Origin of the sequence: Rhodococcus spongiicola, assembly GCF_004011835.1 — a bacterium.
Lineage (GTDB): Bacteria > Actinomycetota > Actinomycetes > Mycobacteriales > Mycobacteriaceae > Prescottella > Prescottella spongiicola.
Genome location: NZ_RKLN01000002.1, coordinates 357,712 through 376,060, shown reverse-complemented (window position 1 = coordinate 376,060; position 18,349 = coordinate 357,712). Strand labels below are relative to the sequence as shown.

19 protein-coding genes are annotated in these 18,349 nt (G+C 65.9%); 9 read left to right on the top strand and 10 right to left on the bottom strand.

From position 1 onward, the window contains the following. Positions 1-130 precede the first annotated feature (130 nt). Complete coding sequence (gene ctaD, locus EF834_RS06500) at positions 131-1,867, bottom strand: aa3-type cytochrome oxidase subunit I (protein WP_127946391.1); 1,737 nt, start codon at positions 1,865-1,867, stop codon at positions 131-133. 397 nt (positions 1,868-2,264) lie between these two features. On the opposite strand from ctaD, the gene EF834_RS06495 reads away from it, so the two are divergent. After that, positions 2,265-3,278 carry an ABC transporter substrate-binding protein gene (locus EF834_RS06495; RefSeq protein ID WP_127946390.1) on the top strand — a complete coding sequence of 338 codons (1,014 nt, stop codon included), beginning with the start codon at positions 2,265-2,267 and terminating at the stop codon, positions 3,276-3,278. A gap of 109 nt (positions 3,279-3,387) precedes the next feature. Here EF834_RS06495 and EF834_RS06490 read toward each other — a convergent pair whose 3' ends face one another. The 5 genes from EF834_RS06490 to EF834_RS06470 all read right to left on the bottom strand — a co-directional run bounded on the left by EF834_RS06490 (position 3,388) and on the right by EF834_RS06470 (position 7,877). Continuing rightward, a complete protein-coding gene (locus EF834_RS06490; RefSeq protein ID WP_127946389.1) occupies positions 3,388-3,774 on the bottom strand; it encodes a VOC family protein in 387 nt (128 codons plus the stop codon). Positions 3,775-3,929: 155 nt separating this feature from the next. Further along, positions 3,930-4,904, bottom strand: a complete 975-nt coding sequence (nrdF, locus tag EF834_RS06485; RefSeq protein ID WP_127946388.1) for a class 1b ribonucleoside-diphosphate reductase subunit beta — start codon at positions 4,902-4,904, stop codon at positions 3,930-3,932. A 76-nt stretch (positions 4,905-4,980) separates the two neighbouring features. Then, the gene (gene nrdE, locus EF834_RS06480; protein ID WP_408014474.1) at positions 4,981-7,167 is read right to left on the bottom strand and encodes a class 1b ribonucleoside-diphosphate reductase subunit alpha; all 2,187 of its coding nucleotides are present in this window, start codon (positions 7,165-7,167) and stop codon (positions 4,981-4,983) included. Beyond that, complete coding sequence (gene nrdI / locus EF834_RS06475; protein ID WP_127946386.1) at positions 7,125-7,583, bottom strand: class Ib ribonucleoside-diphosphate reductase assembly flavoprotein NrdI; 459 nt, start codon at positions 7,581-7,583, stop codon at positions 7,125-7,127. Before nrdI ends, nrdE begins: the two co-directional genes overlap by 43 nt. Before the next feature lie 60 nt (positions 7,584-7,643). Next, on the bottom strand, positions 7,644-7,877 hold the full coding sequence (locus EF834_RS06470) for a redoxin NrdH (protein ID WP_127946385.1): 234 nt from the start codon (positions 7,875-7,877) through the stop codon (positions 7,644-7,646). A 426-nt stretch (positions 7,878-8,303) separates the two neighbouring features. Here EF834_RS06470 and EF834_RS06465 point away from each other — a divergent pair, with 426 nt between their 5' ends. Together EF834_RS06465 and EF834_RS06460 are read left to right on the top strand one after the other, a co-directional pair. Then, on the top strand, positions 8,304-9,197 hold the full coding sequence (locus tag EF834_RS06465) for a siderophore-interacting protein (RefSeq protein WP_127946725.1): 894 nt from the start codon (positions 8,304-8,306) through the stop codon (positions 9,195-9,197). Positions 9,198-9,353: 156 nt separating this feature from the next. Beyond that, complete coding sequence (locus tag EF834_RS06460; protein ID WP_127946384.1) at positions 9,354-10,325, top strand: TIGR00341 family protein; 972 nt, start codon at positions 9,354-9,356, stop codon at positions 10,323-10,325. 28 nt (positions 10,326-10,353) lie between these two features. Here the strand turns inward: EF834_RS06460 and EF834_RS06455 are convergent, their stop codons facing one another. Continuing rightward, entirely contained in the window at positions 10,354-10,917 is a 564-nt protein-coding gene (locus EF834_RS06455) for an NADPH-dependent FMN reductase (RefSeq protein WP_127946383.1), read from the bottom strand. A gap of 103 nt (positions 10,918-11,020) precedes the next feature. Here EF834_RS06455 and EF834_RS06450 point away from each other — a divergent pair, with 103 nt between their 5' ends. Both EF834_RS06450 and EF834_RS06445 read left to right on the top strand, forming a co-directional pair. Next, a complete protein-coding gene (locus EF834_RS06450; protein WP_235871024.1) occupies positions 11,021-11,638 on the top strand; it encodes a TetR/AcrR family transcriptional regulator in 618 nt (205 codons plus the stop codon). 9 nt (positions 11,639-11,647) lie between these two features. Continuing rightward, positions 11,648-12,481 (top strand): META domain-containing protein, encoded by an 834-nt coding sequence (locus EF834_RS06445; RefSeq protein ID WP_127946381.1) that lies wholly within the window; start codon positions 11,648-11,650, stop codon positions 12,479-12,481. 6 nt (positions 12,482-12,487) lie between these two features. Here EF834_RS06445 and EF834_RS06440 read toward each other — a convergent pair whose 3' ends face one another. Further along, a complete protein-coding gene (locus tag EF834_RS06440; RefSeq protein WP_127946380.1) occupies positions 12,488-13,054 on the bottom strand; it encodes a nucleosidase in 567 nt (188 codons plus the stop codon). 106 nt (positions 13,055-13,160) lie between these two features. Here EF834_RS06440 and nadE point away from each other — a divergent pair, with 106 nt between their 5' ends. Continuing rightward, complete coding sequence (gene nadE, locus EF834_RS06435) at positions 13,161-14,009, top strand: ammonia-dependent NAD(+) synthetase (RefSeq protein WP_127946379.1); 849 nt, start codon at positions 13,161-13,163, stop codon at positions 14,007-14,009. A gap of 31 nt (positions 14,010-14,040) precedes the next feature. On the opposite strand, the gene EF834_RS06430 is transcribed toward nadE, so the two are convergent. Then, the gene (locus EF834_RS06430; RefSeq protein ID WP_127946378.1) at positions 14,041-14,307 is read right to left on the bottom strand and encodes a MoaD/ThiS family protein; all 267 of its coding nucleotides are present in this window, start codon (positions 14,305-14,307) and stop codon (positions 14,041-14,043) included. Beyond that, positions 14,300-15,358, bottom strand: coding sequence for a GTP 3',8-cyclase MoaA (gene moaA / locus EF834_RS06425; RefSeq protein ID WP_127946724.1), 1,059 nt, complete (start codon positions 15,356-15,358; stop codon positions 14,300-14,302). The genes EF834_RS06430 and moaA overlap by 8 nt, the downstream gene beginning before the upstream one ends. Positions 15,359-15,490: 132 nt before the next feature. Here moaA and EF834_RS06420 point away from each other — a divergent pair, with 132 nt between their 5' ends. Genes EF834_RS06420 through EF834_RS06410 form a run of 3 tightly spaced genes read left to right on the top strand, consistent with a single transcriptional unit; the run spans position 15,491 to position 18,148 of the window. After that, positions 15,491-16,699, top strand: coding sequence for a molybdopterin molybdotransferase MoeA (locus EF834_RS06420; RefSeq protein WP_127946377.1), 1,209 nt, complete (start codon positions 15,491-15,493; stop codon positions 16,697-16,699). 14 nt (positions 16,700-16,713) lie between these two features. Then, on the top strand, positions 16,714-17,742 hold the full coding sequence (moaCB, locus tag EF834_RS06415; protein WP_127946376.1) for a bifunctional molybdenum cofactor biosynthesis protein MoaC/MoaB: 1,029 nt from the start codon (positions 16,714-16,716) through the stop codon (positions 17,740-17,742). Continuing rightward, entirely contained in the window at positions 17,735-18,148 is a 414-nt protein-coding gene (locus EF834_RS06410) for a molybdenum cofactor biosynthesis protein MoaE (protein WP_127946375.1), read from the top strand. The genes moaCB and EF834_RS06410 overlap by 8 nt, the downstream gene beginning before the upstream one ends. Positions 18,149-18,349: the final 201 nt, after the last annotated feature.

The following is an 18,349-nucleotide window of genomic DNA, read 5'->3' as shown; positions in this document are numbered from 1 at the left end:
AACAACCCTGAACAACCCCGAACAACTCGGATTGAAATCCGTCCCCATTCTGCCAAGTCGTGCCGGGGACAACGGAAAGGCCCCGCCCGTCGGGCGGGGCCTTCCGATAGTGCGAAGACCTATCGGTCTCTTATGACTTGCTGTCCTCGAGGACCTCGGTGACCTGCTTGCCTCCGTGGCCGGGGCCGACGTGGGCCTCGGCCCGCATGCGCTCGACCATGTGCGGGTAGTGCAGCTCGAACGCCGGGCGCTCCGAACGGATCCGGGGCAGCTCGGTGAAGTTGTGCCGCGGCGGCGGGCAGCTGGTGGCCCACTCGAGCGAATTGCCGTAACCCCACGGGTCGTCGACGGTCACGACCTGGCCGAAGCGGTAGCTCTTGAAGACGTTCCACAGGAACGGCAGCGTCGAGGCGCCGAGGATGAACGAACCGACCGTCGAGATCGTGTTCAGCGTGGTGAACCCGTCAGAAGGCAGGTAATCCGCGTAACGGCGCGGCATGCCCTCGGCCCCGACCCAGTGCTGCACGAGGAAGGTGGCGTGGAAACCGATGAACGTGGTCCAGAAGTGCCACTTGGCCAGGCGCTCGTCCATCAAGCGACCGGTCATCTTCGGGAACCAGAAGTAGATGCCCGCGTAGGTGGCGAACACGATGGTGCCGAACAGGACGTAGTGGAAGTGCGCGACCACGAAGTACGAGTCGGTGACCTGGAAGTCGATCGGCGGGCTCGCCAGCAGGACACCCGACAGGCCACCGAACAGGAACGTCACGAGGAAGCCGACCGAGAACAGCATCGGCGACTCGAAGGTCAGATGGCCCTTCCACATCGTGCCGATCCAGTTGAAGAACTTCACGCCGGTCGGAACCGCGATCAGGAACGTCATGAACGAGAAGAACGGCAACAGCACCGCGCCGGTGGCGTACATGTGGTGCGCCCACACCGCGATCGACAGCGCCGCGATGCCGATGGTGGCGTAGACCAGGCCGCTGTAGCCGAAGATCGGCTTGCGTGAGAAGACCGGGAAGATCTCCGAGACGATGCCGAAGAACGGCAGCGCGATGATGTACACCTCGGGGTGGCCGAAGAACCAGAACAGGTGCTGCCACAGCAGGACACCGCCAGAGGCCGGATCGAAGATGTGTGCACCGAGGTGACGATCGGCGAGCAGCCCGAAGAACGCGGCCGTCAGGATCGGGAACGCCAGCAGGACGAGGAGGCTGGTAACGAGGATGTTCCACGTGAAGATCGGCATCCGGAACATGGTCATGCCGGGGGCACGCAGGCACACGATGGTGGTGATGAAGTTGACGCCACCGAGGATGGTGCCGAGGCCGGCGACGGTCAGACCCATGATCCACAGGTCAGCGCCGAGGCCCGGCGAGTACACGGCACTCGTCAGCGGGGCGTAGGCGGTCCAGCCGAAGTCCGCCGCACCACCGGGGGTGATGAAGCCGGCTGTGGTGATGAGGGCGCCGAACAGGTACAGCCAGTAGCTGAGCGCATTCAGGCGCGGGAACGCGACGTCCGGCGCACCGATTTGCAGCGGAACGATGTAGTTCGCGAAGCCGAACACGACCGGGGTCGCGTACAGCAGCAGCATGATCGTGCCGTGCATCGTGAACAGCTGGTTGAACTGCTCGTTCGACAGGAACTGCAGGCCGGGAACCGCGAGCTCGGAGCGCATCAGCAGCGCCATCAGGCCGCCGATGAGGAAGAACGCGAACGAGGTGACCAGGTACATGATCCCGAGGACCTTGGGATCGGTGGTCGTGACCATCTTGTAGATGAACGAGCCCTTGGGTCCCTGCCGCGGCGGGTACGGCCGCGTGGCTACCTCTCTGACTGGCTGGGGCGCTACGGCAGTCAATGATCCTCCTGAATGTGCCCTTGGTCGCTCCGCAGGCCCGCTGCGAACCCCCGGCCTCATTGCTCGAGGCAGACGTTCTCCCGGCTTGCGCTCATCGAATCGTAGACGGTCCTTTCGGACCTTTTGGACCGGGTCCTACTCCCCGTCGTATTAGAGCCCTTCCGCCCTCCGGTCAGGAGGGTCACGAGCAGGACTTCGGTCCCGACCGCGACGGGCGTGGCGCAGCCCATCCCGTGCGCACGACCGCCTCGACGATCGCGTCCCACGACCGCTCTGCGCGTGCGCGACGCGACAAGGTCCGCGGTGACCTCGCGCCGCGGTTCGTGGGAATCCGCACAACAGCTAGCCTGGATCGGTCCCGCAACAGTCAGAGTTCGCCGAACAGGAAGTCGACGCCTTGCCTAGTTCCCAGCCCGTCCGCACCGTCCGCCGCGCCGCCGTCGCCGTGGTCGCGGCAACCGCGGTCCTGGCCGGGCTCACCGCGTGCGCTGACTCTACGGATGACGATGCGAGCACCATCGTGCGGACGACAACCAAAATCGCGGGTGCAGGTGTGGTGAACGTCGAACGCGACACCGACGCCGCGTGTGCGACACCGACAGCACCTGATCCGGGCGCGCCGGATCCGCAGCGCATCGTCGTACTCGACAGCGCTGCAATGGATTCCGTTTGCGCTCTCGGTTTATGGGAACGCGTCGTGGGTGCGGCCACGGCACCCGGCGACGATCCGCACCCGTCGTACCTCGGAACCGGAATCGCGTTGCTGCCCAGTGTCGGCCCGGAGTCGGCACCGGACGTCGCCCGGATCTCGGAGGCGGCCCCGGATCTGATCCTCGGATCCGCGCCCGCCGCACCCGCGCTCGACGACCGACTCGACGCCATCGCACCTACCGTGTTCGTCGGCGACGATCCGGTCGAGTGGAAGTCACGGTTCCTCGCGGCCGGCAGGGCTCTCGGGCGCTCAGGTGCCGCACAGGAGGCGCTCGATGCGTACACCGCCGATGCGGCGCGGATCGGCACCGAGATCAACGCACGTCAGACCCAGGCGTCGGTCATCCGATTCAGTTCGAACGCGACCTCGATCGAGGGACCGGGCAGCTTCTCCGGCCAGGTGCTCGCCGACGCGGACGTCCAGCGTCCGGCCTACCAGCGAATCGAAGTGGCATCGAAGGATATCGACGACCTGGCCGACGCCGAGGGTGATCTGATCTACGTCAGCTTCGATGGGTCCGAAGGGCTCGCGCATGGAACGTCAGTGATGGAGTCCGACGGCTGGGACGACCTCGGAGCAGTCACCGACAACCGCGTCTTCGCCGTCGACGACGAACTGTGGAACGCCGGCAACGGTGTTGTCGCGGCTCGCGCGGTCCTCAGCGATCTGCAGCAGAGCCTCAACGCCTACGCCGGCTAGGAAGACCCTGCCAGCTGGGAACACTGTCAGCCAGGAATGCCCTGTCTGTCAGGAAGACCCTGCCAGTGTCGGAATTCGTTTCGCCCCTGCCGGACCACGCCGCGGCCGGTCAGCCCTGCGCGGACTCCCAGAGCCCCATGACGTTGCCCTCGGGGTCCCGGAAGTAGGCCGCAAACCCAAACTCGCCAACCGCTTGCTTCGCCGAGACGGTTGCCCCACCGAGCGACTCGATCTTCGCGAGCGCCGCGTCGACGTCGTCCACGCCGACCGTGATCACCGGTCCCTTCGGCAACTGCTCGACGCGTTCGAACATCCCGCCGCCGATGTACCCGGGCTCGGCCGCCATCCCTGACTCGGCGACCGGCCCAGTGGACACACCGGTGTACTTCACCTCGGGCATCTCGGTGAGCTGCCAACCGAAGGCCTGCTGATAAAAGTTGCGTGCGCGGTCACCGTTGTCGAACGGGACCTCGAAGTGCACTACTCGACCACTCATTGCCGTCTCCTCGATCATCGTCGGGTATTTCGGCTCGGTCCTACAGTTCGACAGTAGGCGCGGGTCACCCTTCCTGACAACGGCTGGATCGAATCTCCCCCCGCGCGAACGCCTTTCAGGGGCCGGTTGGTCGATCCGGCCCCAGCAGGGCGGAACTAGAAGTCCCAGTCCTCGTCCTCGGTGTTGACGGCCTTGCCGATGACGTAACTCGAACCCGACCCCGAGAAGAAGTCGTGGTTCTCGTCCGCGTTGGGCGACAGGGCCGACAGGATCGTCGGGTTGACGTCCGTCTCGTCCTTGGGGAAAAGGGCCTCGTAACCGAGGTTCATCAGCGCCTTGTTGGCGTTGTAGCGCAGGAACTTCTTCACGTCCTCGGTGAGCCCGACCTCGTCGTAAAGATCCTGCGTGTACTCGACCTCGTTGTCGTAGAGCTCGAACAACAACTCGAAGGTGTAGTTCTTGAGCTCTTCGCGCTCGGCTGCACTGACCCGCTCGAGACCTCGCTGGTACTTGTAGCCGATGTAGTAGCCGTGCACCGCCTCATCGCGGATGATCAGGCGGATCATGTCGGCCGTGTTGGTGAGCTTGGCGCGTGACGACCAGTACATCGGCAGGTAGAAGCCCGAGTAGAACAGGAACGACTCGAGCAGAGTCGACGCGACCTTACGCTTGAGCGGATCGTCGCCCCGGTAGTAGTCGAGGACGATCTGTGCCTTGCGCTGCAGGTTCGGGTTCTCCTCGGACCAGCGGAACGCGTCGTCGATCTCGCGCGTGGTGCACAGCGTCGAGAAGATCTGCGAGTAGCTCTTCGCGTGCACCGACTCCATGAACGCGATGTTGGTGAGCACGGCCTCCTCGTGCGGGGTGACGGCGTCCGGGATGAGGCTCACGGCGCCGACGGTGCCCTGAATGGTGTCGAGCAGCGTCAGTCCGGTGAACACCCGCATCGTGAGCTGCCTCTCGTGCGGGGTGAGGGTGGCCCACGACTGGATGTCGTTGGACACCGGTACCTTCTCCGGCAGCCAGAAGTTGCCGGTGAGGCGGTCCCACACCTCGGAGTCCTTGTCGTCGGGCACGCGATTCCAGTTGATCGCCGACACCCGATCAATCAGCTTGATCTTCTCGCTCACGATTCCCTCACTCCGTTCGAGCCTGACCCCGAAGTCTGTTTCGCCCCAAACCTTTTCGACACATCCTGTTTTGCCGTCACAGCATGCACGAGACGCAACCCTCGACCTCTGTGCCCTCGAGTGCCATCTGACGCAGGCGGATGTAGTACAGCGTCTTGATTCCCTTGCGCCACGCGTAGATCTGCGCCTTGTTGACGTCACGCGTGGTGGCGGTGTCCTTGAAGAACAGTGTCAGCGACAGGCCCTGATCGACGTGCTGCGTTGCCGCAGCGTATGTGTCGACGATCTTCTCGTATCCGATCTCGTACGCGTCCTGGTAATAGTCCAGGTTGTCGTTCGTCATGTAAGGCGCCGGGTAGTAGACGCGTCCGATCTTGCCTTCCTTGCGGATCTCGATCTTCGACGCCACCGGATGGATCGAGCTGGTGGAGTGGTTGATGTACGAGATCGACCCGGTCGGCGGGACAGCCTGCAGGTTCTGGTTGTAGATGCCGTACTTCTGCACCGAGGCCTTCAGCTCGCTCCAGTCATCCTGCGTGGGGATGTGCACGCCGGCGTCGGCGAAGAGAGCCTTGACTCGTACCGTCGCAGGTTCCCACACCTGGTCGGTGTACTTGTCGAAGAACTCGCCAGACGCGTACTTCGACTGCGGGAAGCCCTTGAAGTAGCTGCCGCGTTCCTTCGCGATCAGGTTCGACGCCCGGATCGCGTGGTAGACGACGGTGTAGAAGTAGATGTTCGTGAAGTCGATCCCCTCTTCGGAGCCGTAGTAGATCCGCTCGCGAGCAAGGTAGCCGTGCAGGTTCATCTGCCCGAGGCCGATCGCGTGAGAGTCGTTGTTGCCCTGCTCGATCGACGGCACCGAGTAGATGTGTGTCTGATCCGAGACGGCGGTCAGGGCGCGGATCGCGGTCTCGATGGTCTGCGCGAAGTCCGGCGAGTCCATCGTCTTGGCGATGTTGAGCGAACCCAGGTTGCACGAGATGTCCTTGCCGACATGGCTGTAGGACAGATCGTCGTTGAAGTACGACGGCGTCGAGACCTGCAGGATCTCCGAGCACAGGTTGGAGTGGGTGATCTTGCCTTCGATCGGGTTCGCCCGGTTCACCGTGTCCTCGAACATGATGTACGGGTAGCCCGATTCGAACTGCAGCTCGGCCAGCGTCTGGAAGAACTCGCGGGCTTTGATCTTCGATTTGCGGATCCGCTTGTCGTCGACCATCTCGTGGTACTTCTCGGTGACGTTGATGTCCGCGAACGGCACGCCGTAGATGCGCTCGACGTCGTACGGAGAGAACAGATACATGTCCTCGTTCTTCTTCGCGAGCTCGAACGTGATGTCCGGGATCACCACGCCCAGCGACAGCGTCTTGATGCGGATCTTCTCGTCGGCGTTCTCACGCTTGGTGTCGAGGAACCGGTAGATGTCCGGGTGGTGCGCGTGTAGGTAGACGGCGCCTGCGCCCTGACGGGCACCGAGCTGATTCGCGTAGGAGAAGGAGTCCTCGAGCAACTTCATGATCGGGATCACGCCCGAGCTCTGGTTCTCGATCTTCTTGATCGGCGCGCCGTGCTCACGAACGTTGGTGAGCAGCAGGGCAACTCCGCCACCGCGCTTGGACAGCTGCAACGCCGAGTTGACGGATCGGCCGATGGACTCCATGTTGTCCTCGATGCGCAGCAGGAAGCACGACACGGGTTCTCCGCGCTGCTTCTTGCCGGAGTTGAGGAACGTCGGGGTGGCCGGCTGAAAGCGTCCGGAGATGATCTCGTCGACGAGGTGGGTGGCAAGGTCCTCGTCGCCGGCAGCGAGGGTCAACGCGACCATGCAGACGCGGTCCTCGAACCGCTCGAGATAGCGCTTACCGTCAAACGTCTTGAGCGTGTAGGAGGTGTAGTACTTGAAGGCGCCGAGGAACGTCGGGAAGCGGAACTTCTTCGCATATGCCCGGTCGATCAGCGACTTCACGAACTCGCGCGAGTACTGGGCGAGAACCTCGGCCTCGTAGTAGTTCTCCTCGACTAGGTAGTCGAGCTTCTCGTCCAGGTTGTGGAAGAAGACGGTGTTCTGGTTGACGTGCTGGAGGAAGTACTGCCGTGCCGCGGCGACATCCTTGTCGAACTGGATCTCGCCGTTCGGACCGTACAGGTTCAGCATCGCGTTGAGCGCGTGGTAGTCCAGCTCGCTCTCGGACGCGTCGAGTAGTGCCACGGCGCGCTCTACACCCCCAGCCGGGGCTGAATCTGTGATGGTCGGTGCCACTGTTCACTCTCCATGAATTGTTCGAGGCCCTCGCGCACGGCGACGACGTCCTCTGCTGTTCCCATGAGTTCGAAGCGGTACAGGTACGGGACCCGACACTTCTGCGAGATCACGTTCCCGGCGAAGCAGTAGGATTCGCCGAAGTTCGTGTTGCCGGCAGCAATCACTCCCCGAATGAGAGAACGATTGTGCTGGTTGTTGAGAAATCGGATGACCTGCTTCGGCACGTAACTGGTGTCGCGTCCCGTCGCCGTCGTGCCGCCCCCGTAGGTGGGGACGATCAGGACGTACGGTTCGTCGACCTCGAACGTGCCGTCGCGGTCATGAAGCGGAATGCGCGTAGCGGGGACACCGAGTCGTTGGACGAATCGGTGTGTGTTCTCCGACGCGCTGGAGAAGTACACCAGCGATGCCATCGGTGTTCACCATTTTCGATCGAGCGTGGATCAGACCCCGCGGCCGCACTCCCCGCCGCTTCAGGCGGCGCTTGCGGCAAGGGATTTGATGCGGTCCGGACGGAAGCCCGACCAGTGATCGTCACCGGCCACCACGACGGGGGCCTGGAGGTACCCCAGGGCCATCACGTAGTCGCGGGCCTCAGGGTTCTCGGAGATGTCGACGACCTCGTAGTCGAGACCGACCTTGTCGAGAGCACGGTAGGTGGCATTGCACTGAACGCAGGCGGGCTTGGTGTAGACGGTGATGCTCATGATGGTCCCTCTTTCCAATGGCCTAGCGAGCGTGACGAGCTTGGGTTTGTGCAGTCTCTACGCCGTGAGCAGGGCCCGTTTTCAAGCCCGGGATCCAACTCGTTCCCGTGGTGCCCTCCCGGCTGTCTAGACACTACACCTTGTGGCCGACAGAAGCGCATAACCCGAGATCTTGTGAGTAACACGCTTGAAATTCCCAGGTCGGCACCCCTCTGAGAGCCACTCGCCAGCGTGTCGCAGGTCACATTTTCTTCGTGATTTACGCCACATCTGCATCTGCGCGCCGGCGACCAGCGCACCCGTGCGTCGGCGCCAATGCGCACCCGTGCGTCGGCGCCAATGCGCACCCGTACGTCTGTGTCTACGCCACCCCTGCGCCGCGGTACCGAGAGCGTCGCGGTCACCCGGCGTGTGCCAGGGTTGGACGTGCCCTCGAATGCGAACCCCTACTACTTCGCACCGGTGTCGCGTGTAGCGCGCATCACGCCCAACATGCTGCGAATCACACTGTCCGGCGGCGACCTCACCCGGTTCGTCTCGAGCGGGGATGCGGACGAGCGTCTGCTCGTGGTGTTCCCAGCCGACGGCGAGAGCCGCCCTCCCGCGCCGCAATCGATCGGAGGCACCTGGGACTACCCCGTCGACGGGCACCGGCCGGAGATGCGCAGTTTCACCGTGCGGCACTGGAACTCGGAAACCCGCGAGATGGACATCGACTTCGTGGTCCACGGCAGTGGCGCGGCCGTGCGGTGGGCACTACAGGCCCGGCCAGGCCAGGTCCTCGGGGTCACGACGGCGTCAGGCTGGTACCGGCCGCCCGACGACGCAGCCTGGCAACTCTTGATTGCCGACATGACCGCGCTGCCCGCGGTCGGCCGCATCGTCGAGGAACTCGCATCCGGAGTCCGCGTGCACGTCATCGCAGAGGTCACCACCGCCGACGACGAACAGTGCCCGGAGACCGCGGCCGACGTCACGTACACGTGGCTGCACGGCTCAGGTAACGGCGTGGGGCCGAGCGCCCTGGCCGACGCCGCCCGGGAGTGGACCTGTCCCGACGGTCCGGGCTACGTCTGGTTCGCGGGCGAGGCCGGACTGTCGCGCGAGGTGCGCCGCTGGCTTCGGCACAGTCTGGGCTGGTCGTCCGACCGGTACGACGTCATGGGCTACTGGCGCGCAGACAAGGAGGCGTGGACCGCACGGTACGAGAAAGTGCGGGGGCAGATCGAGGCGGCGCAGACGGCAGCCCTCGCCGCGGGCGGGGACTTCGACTCGCTGCGCGACGCCGTCGACGCGGCGATGGAGGACGCCGGCCTCTGAGCCGGAACCCGGCAGCGCTCACATTCGCGGATATCCACTGATCCGTGCGACGTCGGTACTACCGTGTGTCTTCACTGCTTCACGTCCTGACTGCTCTATGCCCTGACTGCTGTATGTCCGTGTGTCTTCACTTCGAAGTAGACGAGCGGGTATCACATGGGAGTACTCGTACCGGCGAGCCAGCGTCGAACACCCGAGGAACTGGCGGACGGACTCGACCTGGCGGTAGGTGATGCGTCCGCCAAGCGTTCCGCGTTCTGGACCAAGCTGGTGCTCTCCGGAGTCATCGCAGTCGCGGGCGTCATCGGCGACTCGACGGCGACCGTCATCGGCGCCATGATCGTCGCACCCCTGTCGACGCCCATCCTCGGCATCGGTCTGGGCATCACGACCGGCGCCGCCGGGCTCATCGGACGCTCCGTCTTGACCGTGGTGGCCGGGGTGGCGGTCGTGACCGCACTGGGCTTCGTATTCGCCCAGTTCTTACCGAATCCACTGAACGTGCTGACCAATTCACAGGTGTTGGGACGGACGTCGCCCACACTGATGGACCTGCTCGCCGCACTCGCCACCGGACTGGTCGGTGCTATCGCCGTCACCCGGCGTGACGTCGGCGACGTGCTGCCGGGGGTGGCTATTGCCATATCCCTCGTTCCGCCACTCGCCGTCATCGGGGTGTGCCTCGGGTCGGGCGCCCCCGGCCTCGCGATGGGCGCCGGTGTGCTGTTCGCGTCGAACGTCCTCGCGATGATCATCACCTCCACGCTGGTGTTCGTTTCCGCCGGCTACGCCCGGGCCGCCGGCAAGTTCCGAACGCGTCGCGGCTACGCATACCTGGTCCTCGCGGTGGCTCTGGTCGTCGTGGCCGTACCGATGATCGTCAACTCGATGTCCTCGATATGGACAGAGCAGATTTCGACCGCGGCTCGACAGTGGATCGGCGACGTTCCCGGTGCGGTGGTCACCGACGTGACCCTCCACGGAAACACCGCCACCGTGAGCATTCTCAGCCCCGAATTGCTTCCGCCTCTCACGGAGTTGCAGGACACGGTGGACGGTCTGCTTCCGTGGTCGCCCGACGTGGTCGTGCTCCACACAGTAGGCGGGAGAATCACAGGGACCGGCTGAGGACGATGCCGTACCTCGCCCGACGGGATCAGGCGTTGACGAGCTGCCCGGACGCCGCGACAAGGGCGCGGACGAGTTTGCCGACTTCCCGCGCGACCCCGGCGTTCTCCCGCGGGTGCTGCTCGCCGAGCTTGTGGCTGGTGCTGCCGATCGACAGCTCGGCATCCACAACCGTGCCGCCAGCGATGCGGAGCGACTTGCGGGCATCGTCGTGCGCCCACTTGGCCCCGTTTCGGCTCGGGGAAGCGCTGATCACGGCGACCGGCTTGTTCGCAACTGCACCGGAACCGTATGGGCGCGAAAGCCAGTCGATGGCGTTCTTCAGGACTGCGGGAATGGTGCCGTTGTACTCGGGTGTAACCAGAAGCAGGGCGTCGGCCTCGGAGGCAGCGGCACGGAGCTCGTCGGCACCGGCGATCGCGGCACCGGGGACGTCGATGTCCTCGTTGTAGAAGGGCACGTCGCCGAGGCCCTCGAAAATCGTGAGCTCAGCGCCCTCGGGTGCGACCGCCGCTGCGGTCTCTGCGATCTGACGGTTGACGGAGCCGGAGCGAAGGCTGCCGACGAGAACGAGTACGCGGGTCTGGGACATGATTCGAGGCTTCCTTCGTGGTGCGGTCGGTGACTCGGGAACAGATATAGCAAGAAAACGGACCGCGGTCCACTTGTATTCCCCTTGGGCTACGATTCCTCACGTGAACAGCCCGCTGCCGCAACTTCCGCTGGTGGATGCCGAGATCCCCGAGCGATGTGACGCTGCCCGCAACCGGAAGCTGCTCCTCGACGCGGCGGCCGATCTGGTCTCCGAGCTGGGCGCCGACGCGGTGACGATGGAGGCCGTCGCCGCGAGAGCCGGCGTCGGCAAGGGCACCGTGTTCCGGCGGTTCGGCAATCGCGCCGGCCTCATGAATGCGCTGCTCGACCGCACCGAACGCGCACTACAGCAGGCGTTCATGTTCGGCCCGCCGCCTCTCGGCCCGGACGCGGACGCAATCGTCCGGCTCGTCGCGTTCGGCCGGGCCCGCCTCGACATGGTCACGGTGCAGGGCGAAGTGCTGCGCGCGGCCGAGGACTCCCGCGAGTCCAGGTTCTCGAGTCCGGCGCGCGCGGTGAGTCTGCGGCACCTCGAGAAACTGCTCACCGACGCCGGGGTCGACGGAGATATAGAACTGCTCGCTAGCGCGCTGCTCGCCTCACTCGAGGCCAGTCTGGTCCTGCACCAGATGCGTGTCCTCGGGATGTCGCTCGCACGCATTGCCGACGGGTGGGAAGACCTCGTACGACGGATCGCCCGCGGCGCGTCCGGCTACTAGGGTGTGGCCATGCGCACGCTGCTGGTCGTTCTCGTCCTGCTGTCCGCTGCGGCGCTGAATGCATGCGGTGGCGCCGCGGAGAGTCCCCCGGGCACTGGCGAGACCACACCCACCGGCACCATGGTGCCGGTGGCCCCCGTGTCTCCGGCCGATGGGCTGTGGGGACGGACGTTCGTGTCCACCTCGGTGACCGGCACGACGATCCCTGGCAGTGGCCCGCTCGAGGTCGCATTCCCGGAACGGGGCCAGATCGCGATGTCCGCGGGATGCAACCGCGGCGTGAGCAGCGTCAACCTGTCCGGCGGGGTCGTCAGGACCGGTCCGATCGCGACGACGCAGATGGCGTGCGACGGGGAACTCGCCGACGCAGACACATGGATGATCGACCTGTTCGCCTCGGAACCCGAGTGGACGCTCACCGAGGACGGCGTCCTCATCCTGTCCTCACCCGGAGTGACCATAACCCTCGAGAACAAGGTTGCCGCCGACCCGGATCGGCCGGTCGTAGGTACGACGTGGGTGGTCGACACATTGATCAGCCCCGACGCGATCACGATGTCCGCCGCGCTCGAGACCGCGGCTCCGAACCTGACGATCACCCCGGATGACCGGGTGACGGGTTCGACCGGTTGCGGACGCCTCAGCGGTTCGGCCCACGTCGGTGACGACACGATCACTTTCGGTCGGCTGTCGACCACCCAGACGGCCTGCTCCGCCGACGTAGCCGAAGTCGCGCAGTCCGTAGTTCACGTGCTGCGCGGCGAGGTGGCGTACTCGGTGAACGGAGGCGCGATGAGACTGACGGGCCCCGACGGATACGGGCTGGGGCTGCGCGGCGAGTAATCCGGACTAGTCCCGCTCGAGTTCCTGCTCGAGCCAGGCCCCGAGCGCGCGTGCGCTGGCATCTACCTGCTGCAGCCAGTCCATCGCGGAGTCGTCGGCATGGTCGCTGACGTACTTGACCAGCCGGCACCGGGCGCCGAACTGCGCACACGCGAAGGCGATCGGAAAACCCTCCATATCGACCAGGTCGGCACGCGCAGCCAGGGCGTCCCGGGCCTTCTCGTCGGTGATATACGTGTCGCCGGTCGCGAGGACAGTGCCATCACCGCCATCGAGGTCGATGTCGTCGACGACCTTGTGGTGCAGGGCGCTCAGCAGGATCTCACTGCTGATGTCGTGGTTGAGCACCTTGGAGGGGACGAACAGACCGCTGTGGTGCGGGTGCAGCGCACCAGCGGTGCCGATGTTGATGACGAGGGGCAGGTTCTCCGGCGGATACTGCGCGAGTGCGCGGGTCACGGCGACCGCGGCCGCCACCTTGCCCATCCTGGTGACCACGATGTCGAGGCCGTCGGGGACGTACGCGGCTTCCCCCTCGGTGGCGCTCACGACAAGGACTCCGGTGCTGCTCATGACGGTCTCCCCGAGTCTGGTCCGGCGCCGGTCGTGCGCCCGGGTCACATTCTGCCGCGCAATCCACGCCTGTGCACCCCCGACTTGTGCTCGCTACAGTTCTGCCATGGCGATTCCACGAGCACAGATCATCGAGGAACTTGGCGTCGTGTCGGAGATCGACCCGGCCACCGAGATCCGCAGGCGCGTGCAGTTCCTCAAGGACTACCTGCGTTCGACCCCGGCGAGGGGCTTCGTGCTCGGAATCAGCGGCGGACAGGACAGCACCCTGACGGGCCGACTGACGCAGCTGGCCGCCGAGGAATTGCGTGCAGAAGGAGACACGGCCGAGTTCATCGCGGTGCGCCTGCCGTACGGTAGCCAGTTCGACGAGGACGACGCCCAGGTGTCGTTGAAGTTCATCGCCCCGGACCGGTCGCTGACAGTGAACGTGAAGCCGGGGGCGGACGCGACGATCGCCGAGGCGTCGGAGGCGATGCACGATCTACTCGAGGACGGGGATCGATTGCGAGACTTCGTGCGCGGCAACATCAAAGCGCGCGAACGGATGATGATCCAGTATGCGATCGCGGGCGAACTCGGATATCTCGTCGTCGGTACCGACCACGCGGCCGAGGCGCTCACCGGGTTCTTCACCAAGTACGGCGACGGCGGCGTCGACGTCACCCCACTCACTGGCCTTACCAAACGACAGGGAGCCACGCTGCTGCGCGAACTCGGGGCTCCCGAGAGCACATGGCAGAAGGTGCCGACCGCGGACCTCGAGGACAACCGTCCTTCGCTACCCGACGAGGTCGCGCTCGGTGTGACCTACCGGCAGATCGACGACTACCTCGAGGGCAAGGCGGTCGACTCGGAGGTCGCCGACAAGCTCGAATCGATGTACCGCAACACCCGCCACAAGCGGGCCGTACCGGTGACCCCGCTCGACACGTGGTGGCAGGCAACGCTGTAGCGCCCGCTACCCTCCAGCGCTGTAGCGCCCGCTACCCTCCGGCGAAGGGTGGCAACACGTCCACCTGGGCGCCGACGGCGCAGGTGAGGTCACGGGTGAGTTCGGAGTCGACCAGGTACGCCGAGACTGTGAGAATCTTCTCCATCCGTCGGCCGTAGCGCTCGATCAGCGCCGTTCGCAACTGGCCGAGATCGGCGTTCGCGGGCAGCGTGAGCGTCTCCTCGGTGCGGTCCGCGGCCTCCGCCGCCGCCGCGAAATACCGGACCTCGACCGCGCGGACCGTGACTGCTTCAGCCACCGATTGCTCCCATACTGCGTTGCGGGGGAACGAATCCCGCTGCGTTGATGCCGTGCCCGGCCGACTTGTTCCACATCGCGGCCCGCCACAACCCGGCGAGTTCCTCGTCGTCGGCGCCGGATCGCAGCGCGTCCCGCAAGTCCACCTCGCGATCGCTGAACAGGCAGGACCGCACAGTGCCCTGGGCGGTGATCCGGGTGCGGTCGCAGTCCCCGCAGAACGAACGGGTCACCGACGCGATGATCCCGACCGTGGCCGGTCCGCCGTTCACCAACCACTCCTCGGCTGGTGCAGAGGAATCCTCGCGGCCGACCTCGCGCAGGTCGAATCGTTCACCGAGCACATCCAGCAGGGTTCGTGCGTCGACCATGTTCGCACGTGCCCACACATGGTCTGCGTCGAGCGGCATCTGCTCGATAAACCGTAGTGCGCAGCCCGATTCGAGGCACCATTGCAGCAGATCGGCTGCCCCGTAAAGGGTTTCGGGCATCAGCACCGCATTGATCTTCACGGGCGTCAGCCCGGCCTCCTGCGCGGCGCGGATCCCGGCGAGCACCGAGTCCAAGCGATCCCGTCGGGTGAGTTCGGCGAAGTAGTGCCGGTCGATGGTGTCCAGCGACACATTGATCCGGGACAGGCCCGCCCGCGTGAGGGCGTCGGCCCGGTGTTCGAGCCCGACGGCGTTGGTGGTCATCGACAGCGGCACCTCGGGCACCGCCTCGGCGCATCCGGCGACGATGGCCTCGAGGTCGCGGCGCATCAACGGCTCGCCACCTGTGAACCGGACCTCCCGGATCCCGAGGCGGTGAACCGCAATCGTGACCAGTCGGACCACTTCGTCGGCGCTGAGCAACTGCTGCCGCGGTATCTCCGGCAAACCCTCAACCGGCATGCAGTACGTGCAACGCAGCGAACACTTCTCGGTGAGCGACACCCTCAGATCACGGGCAATCCTTCCGAACTGGTCCACCAGTTCGGGCACCGCTGGACGCCCCGTCGCCGTCTCTGCCGACGGCGACAACGCACGGACCGACGGAAGCCCTAGGTCCACCGGAGGCGTCTGTTGTGTCGCTGCTGTCACTACCCCAGTATGCAGTCGCCCGCGGGAACCTGCCTGCTACCTACCTGCATGCGGAACTCCGCAGCCTGATCAAGGTGCCGACACCGCCTAGGATTGGCACTCATGGCCCACCAGCAGCGGCACCCAGGCACCGCGAGGTCCGTCGAGGACCACGCCGCCGATGTGTCCGACCTGCTCGGATCGCTTCTGACCAGGCCGTCCGAGACGATCCGGCTCGACGACGCGCTCGGCCGGGTCCTGTCCGACGACATCTCCTCCCCCATCGACCTGCCGCTGTTCCGGAACTCACAGATGGACGGGTTCGCGGTCGATTCGGCGTCGATCGCGACCGTCCCGGCAACGCTGCCGATCGTCGCTACGGTGCCGGCCGGGCCGGCAGAACCCGCCGCACACCTAGCGGCGACCGCGGTCCGCATCATGACCGGAGCGGTGATGCCGAGTGGCGCGGATGCCGTTGTGCCGGTGGAAGATACAGAAGTCTCCGACGACAAGGTCACGGTGTACCGTTCCCGGTCGGCGGGCGAGTTCGTTCGCGAGCGCGGCAGCGACGTCCGCACCGGGGCGCTCCTGCTGACATCGGGCACCCTGCTCGCGCCACGACACATCAGCGTGCTCGCGGCGGTCGGTCTGCCTTCGGTGGCGGTGCGGACCCGGCCCAAAGTGGCGATAATCACGACGGGCGCCGAACTGGTGGACGCCGGAACGACGCCGGGGCCCGGCCAGATCTTCGATTCCAACGGCGCCGCGCTGGCGGCGAGTGCGCGAGCGAACGGCGCCGAGGTCGCGATCGTCGACCGCAGCGGCGACGAACCGGACGCCTTCCGGTCGGTGTTGCGGCGTGCGGTGGCCCACGCCGAGCTGGTCATCACGTCGGGTGGGGTGTCCATGGGGGACTACGAGGTGGTCAAGGACGTCCTCACCGAACTGGGTGCCCGATTCGGCCGGATCGCGATGCAACCGGGCGGACCGCAGGGTCTGGCCGTCGTGGACGGGGTCCCGGTCCTGACCTTTCCAGGTAACCCGGTGAGCACGCTGGTCTCCTTCGAAGTGTTCGTGCGCCCGCTGCTACGCCGCGCGGCGGGGCTGCCACCGATCTCTCCCGCGGAGGCGACTCTCGACCACGACGTGACGTCGGTGCCCGGTAAGCGACAGTTCCTGCGTGGTCGCCGTACCGCATCGGGTGTGGAGGTGGTGTCCGGGCCGGGCTCACACCTGGTGGCTGCCCTGGCGTGGGCCGACGTGCTGTTGGATATTCCCGCCGACGCGACCTCCCTGGCGGCGGGTGATCGAGTGAAGGTGTGGCCGCTCTAGTGACCGAGGAACGCATGACCGACCAGAACACGAACGAACTGAGCCACCTCGACGGCGAGGGCCGCGCCCGGATGGTGGACGTGAGCGCGAAGGCGGAAACGACGCGCGTCGCCGTCGCCGCCGGTGAGCTGATGACCACCCCACAGGTGGTGTCGCTGGTGCGGGCCGACGAGATGCCCAAGGCCGACGTCCTGGCGACCGCCCGGATCGCCGGTATCTCGGGCGCGAAGAAGACGTCCGAGCTGATCCCTCTCTGCCACCAGCTGGCGCTGTCGTCGGTGAAGGTCGAGTTCGGTTTCACCGAGTCGTCGATCACGATCGAGGCGACCGCAAAGACCAAGGGGCCCACCGGTGTCGAGATGGAGGCGCTGACGGCGGTCGCAGTGGCCGGGCTCACCCTGCACGACATGGTGAAGGCGGTCGATCCGGCCGCGACGCTCGACGGTGTCCGGCTGCTGTCCAAGGAGGGTGGCAAGCGCGGGGTGTGGCTGCGCCATGAGCCTGGACAGACAGAGACTGGACGGACAGGGGCCGGGCAGACAGCCGAGGCGGAACCCACCGTGCGACCCGGTTCGGCGACGGTGCTAGTCGCCTCTACAGGTGGGGCACGGGGCACCCGACCGGACACGACCGGACCAGTGATCGCGGACTGGTTGGCCGGTCGTGGATTCACCGTCCGCGGGCCGCTGGTGTACGCCGACGCCGATGTCGCAGCTGGACTGGCCGACGCTCTTTCGAACTCTCCCGCTCTGGTGATCACCACGGGTGGCACGGGCGCCTCCCCCACCGACGCCACCCCGGAGGCGACTCGTGCGGTGCTGGACCGGGAGCTGCCCGGGATCGCCGAGGAGATGCGGCGACGCGGGACCGAGGTGACGCCCCGCGCGACGCTCAGTCGCGGCATCGTCGGCTTGGCCGACCGGACATTGATCGTCAACCTGCCGGGGTCGCCGGGTGGAGTGAGGGACGGGCTCTCGGTCCTGGATCCGCTACTCGACCATCTGCTCGCGCAGATCGCCGGCGGAGGTGCACACGATGCGTGAACTGCTGGCGGCCATCTCCGCCGAACCCCTCGACCCCGCGGCGGTCGACGCGGCCGTGGCCGGACCCGAGCACGGGGCCGTGGTGGTCTTCACCGGCGTCGTCCGCGACCACGACGACGGTCGGTCGGTATCCGCGCTCGAGTACCAGGCCCACCCCGACGCGGAGCGGTTCCTCCGACAGTGCCTCGAGCAAGTGTCCGAGCGCACCGGTTTGCCGGCCGCCGCCGTGCACCGCGTGGGAAAGCTCACGATCGGGGATCTGGCGTTGGTCGCGGCGGTCGCCGCGCCGCATCGCGCGGAGGCGTTCGCGGCATGTGCCGAACTGGTCGAACAGATCAAAGCCGAGGTGCCGATCTGGAAACGTCAGCGCTTCGCGACCGGTGTCTCTGAGTGGGTGGGCCTGTAGCCGACCGGGATACCCCGACCCGGTAGCACCGCGAGACCCGGTAGGGTGGCGGCGCCGGACGGTCCGCGAGGGGCGTCCAATGTCGTAGAACGCTTCACTCCGCGCCGGATCCGAGCAACCGCTCGCACGCCCGATAGGGTGCCGCCCGCGCGCCTGCTCGAGCATTTCCTGCGGCAATCGATCTTGCCGACCGGCAATGTC

Coding starts and splice junctions, on each gene's coding strand:
- EF834_RS06490 (WP_127946389.1), bottom strand. CDS start 3,774: ATGAGTGGTCGAGTAGTGCACTTCGAGGTCCCGTTCGACAACGGTGAC.
- nrdI (WP_127946386.1), bottom strand. CDS start 7,583: ATGGCATCGCTGGTGTACTTCTCCAGCGCGTCGGAGAACACACACCGA.
- EF834_RS06470 (WP_127946385.1), bottom strand. CDS start 7,877: ATGAGCATCACCGTCTACACCAAGCCCGCCTGCGTTCAGTGCAATGCC.
- EF834_RS06460 (WP_127946384.1), top strand. CDS start 9,354: ATGGGAGTACTCGTACCGGCGAGCCAGCGTCGAACACCCGAGGAACTG.
- EF834_RS06455 (WP_127946383.1), bottom strand. CDS start 10,917: ATGTCCCAGACCCGCGTACTCGTTCTCGTCGGCAGCCTTCGCTCCGGC.
- EF834_RS06445 (WP_127946381.1), top strand. CDS start 11,648: ATGCGCACGCTGCTGGTCGTTCTCGTCCTGCTGTCCGCTGCGGCGCTG.
- EF834_RS06440 (WP_127946380.1), bottom strand. CDS start 13,054: ATGAGCAGCACCGGAGTCCTTGTCGTGAGCGCCACCGAGGGGGAAGCC.
- nadE (WP_127946379.1), top strand. CDS start 13,161: ATGGCGATTCCACGAGCACAGATCATCGAGGAACTTGGCGTCGTGTCG.
- EF834_RS06420 (WP_127946377.1), top strand. CDS start 15,491: ATGGCCCACCAGCAGCGGCACCCAGGCACCGCGAGGTCCGTCGAGGAC.
- moaCB (WP_127946376.1), top strand. CDS start 16,714: ATGACCGACCAGAACACGAACGAACTGAGCCACCTCGACGGCGAGGGC.
- EF834_RS06410 (WP_127946375.1), top strand. CDS start 17,735: ATGCGTGAACTGCTGGCGGCCATCTCCGCCGAACCCCTCGACCCCGCG.